This is a genomic window from Duganella sp. Root336D2 (assembly GCF_001425005.1).
Lineage (GTDB): Bacteria > Pseudomonadota > Gammaproteobacteria > Burkholderiales > Burkholderiaceae_D > Rugamonas.
On the sequence record NZ_LMDB01000036.1, the window covers coordinates 247,056 to 258,684 of the forward strand.

The 11,629-nt window shown below is 63.0% G+C and carries 12 protein-coding genes; 1 reads left to right on the top strand and 11 read right to left on the bottom strand.

Annotation, left to right across the window (positions count from 1 at the left end; genetic code table 11):
• Positions 1-6: 6 nt before the first annotated feature.
• From ASD07_RS23680 to ASD07_RS23720, 11 genes are all read right to left on the bottom strand, one after another.
• Positions 7-282 carry a hypothetical protein gene (locus ASD07_RS23680; RefSeq protein ID WP_055936000.1) on the bottom strand — a complete coding sequence of 92 codons (276 nt, stop codon included), beginning with the start codon at positions 280-282 and terminating at the stop codon, positions 7-9.
• Positions 283-291: 9 nt separating this feature from the next.
• Entirely contained in the window at positions 292-1,863 is a 1,572-nt protein-coding gene (locus tag ASD07_RS23685; protein WP_055936003.1) for a type II and III secretion system protein family protein, read from the bottom strand.
• 13 nt (positions 1,864-1,876) lie between these two features.
• Entirely contained in the window at positions 1,877-2,725 is an 849-nt protein-coding gene (cpaB, locus tag ASD07_RS23690; protein WP_055936006.1) for a Flp pilus assembly protein CpaB, read from the bottom strand.
• A gap of 24 nt (positions 2,726-2,749) precedes the next feature.
• Positions 2,750-4,066 (bottom strand): ATP-binding protein, encoded by a 1,317-nt coding sequence (locus ASD07_RS23695; RefSeq protein WP_200953848.1) that lies wholly within the window; start codon positions 4,064-4,066, stop codon positions 2,750-2,752.
• A gap of 12 nt (positions 4,067-4,078) precedes the next feature.
• Complete coding sequence (locus ASD07_RS23700) at positions 4,079-4,696, bottom strand: isoprenylcysteine carboxylmethyltransferase family protein (protein WP_055936009.1); 618 nt, start codon at positions 4,694-4,696, stop codon at positions 4,079-4,081.
• Positions 4,693-5,280 (bottom strand): prepilin peptidase, encoded by a 588-nt coding sequence (locus ASD07_RS23705; protein WP_055936012.1) that lies wholly within the window; start codon positions 5,278-5,280, stop codon positions 4,693-4,695. Before ASD07_RS23705 ends, ASD07_RS23700 begins: the two co-directional genes overlap by 4 nt.
• Positions 5,277-6,329, bottom strand: a complete 1,053-nt coding sequence (locus tag ASD07_RS23710) for a phosphatase PAP2 family protein (protein WP_055936013.1) — start codon at positions 6,327-6,329, stop codon at positions 5,277-5,279. The genes ASD07_RS23705 and ASD07_RS23710 overlap by 4 nt, the downstream gene beginning before the upstream one ends.
• Entirely contained in the window at positions 6,326-6,502 is a 177-nt protein-coding gene (locus ASD07_RS30415; protein WP_082507537.1) for a Flp family type IVb pilin, read from the bottom strand. The genes ASD07_RS23710 and ASD07_RS30415 overlap by 4 nt, the downstream gene beginning before the upstream one ends.
• Positions 6,503-6,568: 66 nt before the next feature.
• A complete protein-coding gene (locus ASD07_RS30420; protein ID WP_082507538.1) occupies positions 6,569-6,742 on the bottom strand; it encodes a Flp family type IVb pilin in 174 nt (57 codons plus the stop codon).
• A 460-nt stretch (positions 6,743-7,202) separates the two neighbouring features.
• Positions 7,203-7,892, bottom strand: coding sequence for a response regulator transcription factor (locus ASD07_RS23715; RefSeq protein WP_055936016.1), 690 nt, complete (start codon positions 7,890-7,892; stop codon positions 7,203-7,205).
• 7 nt (positions 7,893-7,899) lie between these two features.
• The gene (locus ASD07_RS23720) at positions 7,900-9,561 is read right to left on the bottom strand and encodes a sensor histidine kinase (RefSeq protein ID WP_055936019.1); all 1,662 of its coding nucleotides are present in this window, start codon (positions 9,559-9,561) and stop codon (positions 7,900-7,902) included.
• A gap of 156 nt (positions 9,562-9,717) precedes the next feature.
• Here ASD07_RS23720 and htpG point away from each other — a divergent pair, with 156 nt between their 5' ends.
• Positions 9,718-11,628 carry a molecular chaperone HtpG gene (gene htpG / locus ASD07_RS23725; RefSeq protein WP_055936021.1) on the top strand — a complete coding sequence of 637 codons (1,911 nt, stop codon included), beginning with the start codon at positions 9,718-9,720 and terminating at the stop codon, positions 11,626-11,628.
• Position 11,629 lies beyond the last annotated feature (1 nt).

Genomic DNA, 11,629 nt, shown 5'->3' on the forward strand with positions numbered 1-11,629 from the left:
AGTCTCCTAGCGGCCGACGCCGATCAGGAAGGTGTTGGTGTTCTTTTCAGGTGCTTTGAAGGACTTCACGTACTGGTCGTAAGCGGCCTTGGAGGCCGGCCCGTCCAGCCCCATGGGCGCCGCCATATTGCGATCGGCGCCGGGGTTCATGATTTGCGCATTGCGCATATCGGTAGTGGCCATGCCGAGATTGCGGTCGACGTTGGGCGCTGGCGCCACGCAGGCGGCCAGGGTGAGCGGCAGCAGGGCGGTGCCGGCAGCGCGCAGGAAATGATGGTTCATGATGGCCTCCTAGTTCAAGTCGAATCCGCCCGACTTCTGGGCAGGTTGTTTCTGGTTTTTGTTCTGCGGCGGCTCGCCTTCCATTTTGCCGTTGAAGATGCGTTCCGCGCGGCCAGGGTCCGTCACGTTCGACGTCGGCAGGTTGTTGGCGAAGTCGGGCGGCAGCGGTTTGACCAGGTGTGGCGTAATCACGAACACAAGTTCGGTGCGGTCGGTCTGGAAGTCGTTGGAGCGGAACAAGGCGCCCAGCACCGGGATTTCCCCCAGCCCCGGCACGGCCTTGATATTGGTGCTGGTATTATTCTTGATCAGGCCACCGATGGCGAAGCTCTGGCCGTCGAACAGCTGCACCGTGGTCGCGGCGCGGCGTGTGGTGAACGAAGGCAGGATGGCCGTGCCGTTGACACCGGAGGCCGAGATGCCGACGCCTTCCTTGTTCAGTTCAGACACTTCCGGTGCCACTTTCAGGTTGATGCGGCCGTCGCCCAGCACGGTCGGCGTGAAGCGCACAGCGACGCCGAATTCCTTCTCCTCCAGCGTGATGCGGGTAAAGCCGCCGCCATCGGGGGTAGAGGCGACCGGGATGAAGATCTTGCCGCCGGCGAGGAAACTTGCCTCCTGGCCACTGATGGCCATCAGATTAGGTTCAGCCAGCATCTTCACCAGGCCATCGCGCTTCTGGGCATCGATGGTGAAGGAATTGCCGTTGGTGCTTTTGAAGGCACTGGCCAGCGACGGATTGCCGGTCAACAGGTTCGACAGCAGGGTATAGGTCCAGTTGCCAATAGTGTGGTTGAGGCCGATGCTCGCGCCGAGCTGGTCGACCAGGCTTTTCGAGACTTCCGCGACTTTTACTTCCAGCATGACCTGCTGTGGCGCTGCAACGCTCAGCATATTGATGACCTTGAGCGATATGCCGCCTTCGCCGCTGGCCGCCGGCTGCGAGCTGGAGCCGGCCGGCGCGGAAGAGCCGCTGCCAGGGCCGCCGCCGGTGGGGCGCTGGCGTGTGACGAAAGCATTGGCCATCTGCAGCACGTGTTCGGCCATCACTACGTCCGGTACGGTGCCGCTCAGCATGATGGAGTCGGCTGCTGCGCTCACCTTGACCATGCCGGCCTGGCCGGTCAGCTTGTCGATGCCGGCCTGCAGGGTGGCCGTGTCGGCGCTGACGGTGAGGTCGGCAATCACGGTGTCACCGGTCTTTTGCCACACGATCAGGTTGGTGGTGCCGACGGTGCGCCCCAGCATATACACTTCGCGCTGGTTGAGCAGGATCACGTCGGCAATGCGCGCATCGCCCACCGCCACCCGTGCCGCCGGGTGCTGCAGGCGCACGATGCTGGATTTGCCTTCGGCCAGCTGCATGGCCGGCGCCAGCTCGGTGCGGCCTTCCGGCAGCGCAGGCGGCAGCGCCGCGTCCGCTTTCTTGCCGGGCGCGCTGCTGCCCTTGGCCTTCATCTTCGGCTGTTGTGCCACGACGGCTGCTTCGGCACCCACCTGGGCGGCGGCCGGCGTGAGCAGGGAGGGCAAGACCAGCAGGGCGCCCAGGATGCTCGGTACAGCGGTGCTTAACCTTTTCATGAGTAGCTCCGTATCAGAATTGTTGGCTGCTGCGGTCCAGACCTTTGATCATTTCCACTTTCACGCCCGGTGGCGGTACGGTGGCCACTTTGCGGATTGGCAGGGGCTTCGGTGCCGGGGCTGCGGCTGCCACCTTTGCTGCCGGCTCCGGCGCGGCGGCGCCCAGCAGTGTGGTCTTGGTGGCGCCGGTGGTCAGGGCGGGATTCGGGTCGACCTGGTTGCGCAGCACCAGCGACAGGCTGCCGACGCTGCGCGCCAGGTCCAGCTTTTCCACTTGCTCCGGGGTCAGCTCCAGCGTCACCGCATTGACCACTTTCGGCTTCGTTTCGTCGCGTGAAGATTCCTGCGCCACGGCCAGCACCAGGATGCGTTCCAGCACGATCTTGGAGATGGTCGGGTCCTTGGTCTGGGTGCGCTGGCCTTCTTCCTGGGTGTTGACCAGGATGTCGACGTAGTTGCCGGGCAGGGCAAAGCCGGCCACGCCCACCACGTCGTTGACCCGCACCGTCATGGCGCGCTTGCCTTCGGCCACCACCGCCGACAGCCCGCCCAGGGTGCCCGGTGGCGCCAGCTTGCCTTCCAGGATCGGCTCGCCGCGTGTAATGCTGGTGCGGGTGACGCGCGACTCCAGTGCCTTGTCGTCCTTGATTGCGCCCGGTGGCTGCACCGAAGCGGGCCAGTCGACCAGCCGCACCATGTCGGGCGTGATGCGCGCGCCCAGGCTGATGTCCACTTGCGCTACGGCCACCTTGGCGGTGGTACCGCTGGCTTGCGCGCTGATCCAGCGCGCCGCCACCACAACGGCCACGAAGGCCAGGGCGATGGCTACCACCATCATGATCATTGCTCGTGTGTTCCTCATGATTATCCCCTTGCGTCCTTGGCGTTAAATCGCAGCAAAATAGTTATTCCATGCCCATTCAAGCGATGCGGTGTCGAGCGTGGGCAGGCGTCCTTCATAGGCGGCCAGGTCGCGCAATTGCGATACCAGGTCGCGCGGATAGCAGGCCATCAGCGGCCGTTCTTGCGTATGGTGCTGGCGCATCAGCCAGGCGAAGGTCTCGGCCTCGAACGGCACCGAGAAGCGCTGGCAGACCTGGCGGAACACCGTTTCGTACTGTTCCGGCTGCAGCGGGCCGACATGGATCTTGTAGCCCAGGCGGCGCAGGAAGGAGCCGTCGGCCAGCGAATCGGGCGGCAGGTTGGAGGAGAAGATCACCACCACGTCGAACGGCACCGGGAACTTGTAGCCGTTCTGCAGCGACAGGTAGTCGAGCTGGCGGTCCATCGGTACGATCCAGCGGTTCATCAGTTCGACCGGCGAGCAGCGCTGGCGCCCCAGGTCGTCGATGATGAAGATGCCGCCGTTGGCCTTCAGGTGCGGCGGCGCCTGGTACAGGCGGGTCGTAGGGTCGAAGCGCAGGTCGAGCGCTTCCAGGGTCAGCTCGCCGCCGGTGATCACGGCAGGTCGCTGGCTGCGCACCCAGCGCTGGTCGCGCGGGGTGCGGCGGTCGAACAGCATGCCCGCCGGCGCCGTGTCTTCGATGGCGGTATGCAGCACCGGGTCGTAGACCGGGATGATGTCGCCATCGACCAGCAGCGCATGGGGCACGGCGATCTGTCCCTGCAGCAGGCCGTTCAGGCGCTCTGCCAGGTAGGTTTTTCCGCTGCCGGCCGGACCGTGGATAAAGATGGCGCGGCCACTGTTCATGGCCGCGCCCAACTGGTCAAGCACTGCAGGGCTGGCGACGATGCCATCGAACGTTTTGCGGATGTGTTCGCGCTTGACGTGCATATGCGCCACGCTATGGGCGCGCACGCGTTCGGCATAATCGCTAAAGGTGACCGGGGCCGCGCCGGCATAAGCGTCGCGGCGCACGAATTCGGCGGCGCGGGCGCGGCCCGTATCGGACAGGTTGTAGACGATGTCGGCGTCGGTGTTGCTGCTGCCGCGGCGCATCATCTCCATCAGTTTTTCGGTGCGCATGAACGACAGCACCGGGTCCAGCACCGAGGGCGGCAGCTTCAGGTGGCCGGCCAGGTCGTTGAGCTTGATCTGGCCGCGCTGGTACAGCACCTTGCTGGCCAGTTCCACCAGCAGCAGGAAGGGCAGCCCGGTTTCTTCCACCGTGCGCGGTGCGGGAACGCGCAGCGGGTCGTCAGCCCAGGGGCGCTTGCTTGGTTCTTCAAAATCGGCAGGCATGGCGGACCTCTCTTAAAACACCAGTGGCAGGACGCGGTATTTCACGCGGCGCATATACAGCAAATATTCGCTGTCGCGCGACAGGAACCGTTCTTCGCGCTGCAGGCGGGCCAGCAGCAACAGGGAAGCAACCAGGCAGGTGGCGGCATTGTCGAAACTCGTGTTGGACAGCACATAGCCCACGTAGCTGAGCAGGTAGCTGGCGTACAGGGGATGGCGGATGCAGCGGTACAGGCCGCTGGTCTTGATCTGGCGCCGGGCGGCCACCAGGCCGAAGCTGCGGTTGAGCGACAGCAGCCCGCCGATCTGCAGCAGCACGCCAAGCACGATCAGGGCGCGTGCAGCAGGCAGCATGCCTTCACCGTTGGGGGCGAAGAAGAAAGGGGCGCCGGTGGAGGCGATGGCCAGCGCCCAGTCCAGCGGCGAGTGCGATACCGCAGCTGGTTCCGAGCGCAGCATGAACAGTGCCGCCACCAGGGTTTCGGAAGCCACGAACAGCAGGTAGGTCCAGTCGCCGCTCGTGTTGAAGGCACGCGCATGGGCTACCGAGAACAGCAGCCAGACGCTGGCCAGCGCAGCGGCGGCAAGCACGTTGACAGCGCGCGAACCGAGGATGTGGTTGGCATTCATAGCAGGCTCCAGCCGAAGTAACGGGTCAATAAGAGGTAGCACACCGTGCCGCTGGCAATCGCTACGGCGTAGGGCAACTGGCCGGTGGCAGCGACCGGGGCATCGATGCGGGCGCTGCCGCCAGTCATGCCGCGCAACACGCTGCCCAGCACCATTTCCTTGACGTTGCCGCTCACCTTGCGCAGACTGCCCTGGCACAGGGCCACCAGCAGGGCCAGCATGCCGCCGGCCAGCACGCTGGCCAAACCGGCGCCCAGGATATCCAGTGGGCCGAGGAAGGTTCCCAGCATCGCCATCAGCTTGACGTCGCCGGCGCCCATTGCACCCAGTGCATACATTGGGAGCAGCAGGACCAGGCCCAGCACCATGCCCGCTGCCGCCTTCAGCAAGCCCAGCGCGCCGAACGGTTCGCTGAACAGGCCGGCGCCCGGTGTTACGGTGCTCTGCAGCGCCAGGCCGGCGAGCAGGCCCAGCACCACCAGCTGGTTGGGGATGCGGCGGCTGCGTACGTCGCTGGCCACGGCCCATGCCAGCAGGCAGGCCAGCAGCGCGATCGGCAGCAGGGCGCGGCTATCGAAGCTCATTGTTCGCTCCGCTGCAGCAGCTTGCCGCACAGGGTCCAGATCAGGATGGCGCCCAAGGCGCCGGCATAGCCGTCAATGGCGTAATGCCAGCCCAGGTGCACCGAGCCGACCTGGATCAGCACGGCAAACATGGTGAGCGCAATGCCGGCGGCGCGGTGCAGGCGCCAGCCGAGCAGTGCCAGCAGCACCGAGCTGGCTACGTGCATGCTGGGCATGGCGGAAATGCTGAGGGCATTGGTGCCGCTATGCAGCGAGTAGTCGTGCCACAGCGTGTCCTGCACTTGCAGCGCCATGACCGGGATCACCTTGTCGGCATCGCGCAGGTAGTGCATCAAGCCGGCAAAAGGATCGGCGCCGCCAACCATGAAGCCGTAGTAGCAAGGCCCGACGGAAGAGAAGGCCATGGCCAGGGCATTGCCGAGCAGGCTCCAGCTCAGCACGAAGCTCAGCATGAACTGCATGCGCAGCTGGCGGCGTTCCAGGTTGAAGGCCAGCCAGTAGACGGTGGCCAGCACGATGAAGAACCACAGGTGGTAATTGAAATTCAGGATGGCCGTCATCAGGGGGCTGCCGAATACGGGCTGCAGCAGATGCCAAGGCTGCACGCCGCCATGCAGCCAGGCGTCGGCAGCAGCCATGCGGGCGTCCCAGGCATAGGGCTGTACCATCGGCACGGCGGCCTTGAGCACGGTGAAGCTGGCGGCGAACAGCGGCATCATGCCCAGCACCGGTGCGGCAAACAGCAGGCGTTCGCGCGTCAGGTAAGCCGCCAGGTGTTGTTTCAGGTAGCGCACCAGCTGGTCGGGGCGCTTGAAGATCATGACGTAAATTGTGTAGCCGCACAGTGCAAAGACCAGGCCCATGGCAAGCGTGGCAAGGTAGCCTTCCAGTTGCAGGTTGTGGCGGTATTTTTCCGGGTAGGCGGCGCACAGCACGAGCGCGGCGGCCAGTTCCAGGCCGACGATGGCCAGCAGCAGCCCATGTTCGCGCAGCAGGGCGCGGGGCAGGCTGGGGCGGGTCGCGATGCGTTGGATCAGGACGGCGCTCATGATGTGGCCAACATGACTTGGGATTTGACGAAGGTGAACAGCGCAAGGAGCTGGGTGCCGGCGGTGCCGACGCTGACAACGATGACCACGGCGATCAGGCCTGCCAGCAACGCGTACTCGATTGCCGAGACGCCAGTGTCTTTGCGGAGGAAGCGTAAGAATTGGTCTTTCACGATCGACCTCCAGGTAAAAGTTCGTCCGGGGAGGCGATGTTGCCTCGCCGGACGAAGTTGCAAGATTTAGCTGTTGGCCGAGGTGAGCGCCGTGCCGATCTTGTCGAAGGTCTTATCCAGCTGGGTACCGATCAGTTTCACGGCGGCGATGATCACCACAGCGATCAGGGCAGCGATCAGGCCGTATTCGATTGCGGTTACGCCTTGTTCGTCGCGGATGAATTTTTGGATGGCTTTCATGATGATTCCTTTCAGGACGTTTAATTAACTGCACCAAAGTGTTTGCAGCTTCACGGAACAAGCCCGCTTCACCTGCCTTTTCCAAGCGCTAGAAGCACAATGATGCCGACGACAACTGTCAGTGAGGCTACAAGCACATATTCGTAAAAGGCCCGGCCGTCTTCCTCGGCGATGAAGCTTGCGATTCGGGGCGGCGTGAATCTGTTACGCATTCTGTACTCCGGACATGGTTGTGTTGGCCTTGCCTGGTTCTAGTCTCAGCCGACATGTCTGCCGTGCTGATGAGTCCACTTTAGGCTTGTGCGGTTTGAGTTCCATCAAACATCTGTCCTGTTTGGGCCATGACAGAACTCCTCTTTTTCCAGCAGGAATCGGGACATTTGTCCCGGTTCAATGAAGATATATTGGAGGAAATATTTTCGGCACCCCTGCCGGTAGTGGGCAAGGGGCGAGGATGACGCTACAGGTCGGCCTGGTCGAGCCTGTGCTTGGTGGCGAACACGTAAAGGTCGAGGCGGTTTGATACGCCGAGCTTGTGGTAGATGGTGGTCAAATGATTGCGTAAAGTGTGCTCGGAAATAAACAACTGTTGCGCCAACGCCTTGTTAACCGCACCGCCGCCTGTTGCGATTAAGCTGCAGATGCGCCTTTCCTTGGCGGTCAGCTGGGAAATCTTGTCCAGTTCGGGGTCCTGCCGCCGCGTCCCTTGCGGATTGCGCATGGCTTCGAACACGCGGCTCAGCATGATGCCATCGAGCCACAGCTCGCCGCCATGCACTTTTTCGATGGCTTTCAGGACATTCTCGGCCGGTTCATCCTTGCTGACCACGCCGCGTGCGCCCAGCATTACCGCACGGTCCAGCAGTTCGCGGTCGCGCGTGCCGGACAGCACCAGCACGCGCGCGCCGTTACAGCCGGCCAGCAGGCGCGGCATGATGTCGAGCGAACAGGTGCCGCCCAGGTCGATGTCCAGCAGGATGACGTCAGGCAGCACCTCGGGCGCCATGGACAGCGCGCTGTCGCAGTCGCGCGCGGTGCCGACCACCAGCATGTTCAGCGCTTCGCTTTCGATCAGCTTGCCCAAGCCCCATAGCAGGGTCTTGTGGTCATCAACCAGCATGATGCGGATACGTTTATCGGCTTGCCCCATATGCCCCTCACACCGGAATCACGATCTGTACCGCAGTGTTGTTCTGGCGACCGCGCAGCACGCGCGCTTCGCCGCCCAGCGCAGCAGCGCGTTCAGCGATAGAGCTCGGTGTAAAGTCTAGCACCGGCTGACCCGAACATTCATTCTCAATTCGCACGCTCAACTGGCCGGCAGTGCAGGCCAGCTCGATATAGCCGTTGCGCGCTGTTGTATGTTTGCAGATATTGCTCATGCCCTCGTTGACGATCTGGAACACTTCGGCCGCCAGCCGGTCGCTCATATGCAACTCGCCCTTGGTGTCGACATTGATGTGCACGTCATAGAACTGGCGCAGCTGCGCCGCCTGCCGGCGCAGCGCAATCAGCAATTCCGGCTCCTTCATTTCCAGCCCGCCGCGCAGGCTCTTGGCGTAGTTGCGCAAGTCGCGCACCACCTGCGAGGTGACGTCGAGCAGGTTGTCCAGGTCCGGCACCAGCGGGTTGCCGGGATCGGCTTTCAGGCGGATGCCCGAGACGCCGTGGCGCAGGCCGATATAGGGTTGGATCGTGGTGTCATGCAAGTCGCGGGCGATACGCTCGCGCTCGCGCAACACCGCTTCCGATGCCATGCGGTCCAGCAATTCGATATTCTCGATCACCGGGAAGGCCTGGGCCGCGATCTGCAGCAGGAACAGGGCGTCCGACTTGTGGAAGTGGTGGCGCTGCGATACCACGATCAGGCGTCCCGAGCCGCGCCGCAGCGGCAGCGGCACCGCGATCAGCGACAGCGCATCGAGCAGTTCGGCCAGGGTTTCGCCGGCCTCGGCATCTTCTTCCGTCCAGCACAGCAGTTCACTGTCGTAGCTTTTGATCTGCAGCACGCGGCGCAGCCAGGCGCCGCGCGGCTGGCGCATCAGCAAAATGGCGTCCTCGCCGCACACCAGCAGCGGCGCGGCAGCATCCGGCGCCAGGTTGCTGGCGTGGATCGGCCGCCCGGCATTGGCCGAACTGGCCGCGCGCAGGGTCCAGCTGGCGGCGCCGTTATCGTGCATCAGCAGGATGCAGCTGTGGGCGTGGTAGAACTGGCGCGTCTGCTCCAGCACGGAGCTGATGGTGCGGTCGACCCCGAAGCGCGGATTGGACATCTGGCTCACCGCGTGCAGCAGGGCCATGCGCTGGCGCTGGATCATGGCCATGCCGCCCCAGTGCGCGATCATGTAGCCGAGCGCCAGCAGGAAGGTGGCGCGCAGCATCGTGACCGCCATCTCGGCTTCGCTATGCGTGTACAGCGATGTGAGGGCGAAGGCCATTGAGGCGGCAATGGTGATGCGGGCGCCGTCCTCGAAGCCGTGGCTGAAGGCCGCGGTCAGGATGGCGAAGAAAAACAGCAGGAAATAGAAGCTGGAATCGCCGCCGGTGACATACACCATCAGCGTGAACCAGCCGACGTCGAGCCAGTGCACCAGCTTGCTGCGCACCAGCAGGGCGCGGTTGGCCAGCAAGAGCAGGGTCACGCTTTGCAGCAGGTAGGCCAGGAACACGCCCAGCGACACCACGTCGGCGCGGCCGGCCGGCTCCACCACGAGGGTAAACAGGCACGCTACCGCCAGTACCAGGCGCATCCAGCGCACCATGGAGGCGTCCGAAGTATCCTTCGGCAGGGTGGCGTGCAGCAAGCCTTCGTTGATCACGGTTTCTCCGGCGCGTCGTTGTTACCATGCTAAGAGAACCATTAGTCCTTGTCCACAACAAGGTTGTATTTTTGAAACGTTGCCGGGGCTTGAAATCGGGCGAAACGGCCCCAAGTGAGCAATTCCGCAGTTCCCTACAAGACTATTGAGGTAAAAATGGCAGAAAACAAGCAAACCATGGGCTTCCAGGCAGAAGTAAAACAGCTTCTGCAACTGATGATCCACTCGCTGTACTCCAACAAGGAAATCTTCCTGCGCGAGCTGGTCTCGAATGCTTCCGATGCGGCCGACAAGCTGCGTTTTGAGGCGATCAACAATGATGCCCTGTACGGCAACGACCACGAACTGAAAATCGGCGTCAGTTTCGATAAGGAAGCGCGCACCATCACGATTTCCGACAATGGCATCGGCATGAGCCGCGACGAGGCGATTTCCCACCTCGGCACCATCGCCAAGTCGGGCACCAGGGAATTCTTCGGCAAGCTGTCCGGCGACCAGCAAAAGGATGCGGCCCTGATCGGCCAGTTCGGCGTCGGCTTCTACTCCGGCTTCATCGTGGCCGACAGGATCACGGTCGAATCGCGCCGTGCCGGCCTGGATGCGGCGCAAGGCGTGCGCTGGGAATCGGCGGGCGAGGGCGATTACTCGATCGAGCAGATCGAAAAGGCCGGCCGCGGCACCGATATCATCCTGCACCTGCGCGAAGGCGAGGAAGAATTGTTGTCGAGCTGGAAACTCAAGTCCATCATCCGCAAGTACTCCGACCACATCTCGCTGCCGATCCAGATGCAGAAGGAAGAGTGGGATGAAGAGAAGAAGGAAACCGTACTGAAGGACGAGCTGGAAACCATCAACCAGGCCAGCGCCCTGTGGGCCCGCTCCAAGAGCGACATCACGCAGGAACAGTACGAGGAATTCTACAAGCACGTGTCGCACGATTTCGGCGCGCCGCTGGCCTACACCCACAACCGGGTGGAAGGCCGCAGCGAATACACCCAGCTGCTGTACATCCCGGCCAAGGCGCCGTTCGACCTGTGGGACCGCAACAAGCGCGGCGGCATCAAGCTGTACGTCAAGCGCGTGTTCATCATGGACGATGCAGAACAGCTGATGCCGGCTTACCTGCGCTTCGTCAAGGGCGTGATCGACTCGGCCGACCTGCCGCTGAACGTGTCGCGCGAAATCCTGCAGGAGTCGCGCGATGTGAAGGCGATCCGCGAAGGTTCGACCAAGCGCGTGCTGGGCATGCTGGAAGAACTGGCCAATGCCGACGAACAGGAAAAGAAGGACAAGTACGCGAGCTTCTGGACTGAATTCGGCCAGGTGCTGAAAGAGGGTGTCGGCGAAGACTTCGCCAACAAGGAACGCTTGGCCAAGCTGCTGCGCTTTGCCTCGACCGCCAATGAAGGCGAGGAGCAGAGCGTGTCGCTGGAAGCGTATGTCGGGCGCATGAAGGAAGGCCAGGACAAGATCTTCTACGTCACCGCCGACAGCTTCGCCGCCGCCAGGAATTCGCCGCACCTGGAGATCTTCCGCAAGAAGGGCGTCGAAGTGCTGCTGCTGACCGACCGTGTCGACGAATGGATGCTGTCCTTCCTGAACGATTTCGAGGGCAAGGAACTGCATTCGGTCGCCAAGGGCGGCCTGGACCTGGGCGCAATGGAAGACGAGGCGGAGAAGAAAGAGCACGCCGAGACCGAGACCCAGTACCAGGAACTGGTCGGCAAGATGAAGGAAGCGCTGGCCGACAAGGCCAAGGAAGTGCGCGTCACCTTCCGCCTGACCGATTCGCCAGCCTGCCTGGTCGCCGACGAGCACGAACTGTCGGGTAACCTGCTGCGCATGCTGAAGGCAGCCGGCCAGGCCGCGCCGGAATCCAGGCCCATCCTGGAAATCAACCCGCAGCACCCGCTGGTCACGCGCCTGAAGTACGAAGACGCGGCCGGCGCCAAGTTCAGGGACTGGGCCCACATCCTGTTCGACCAGGCCCTGCTGGCCGAAGGCGGCACATTGGCCGACCCGGCCTCCTTCGTCAAACGCATGAACGACATGCTGTTGTCCAAGTAAC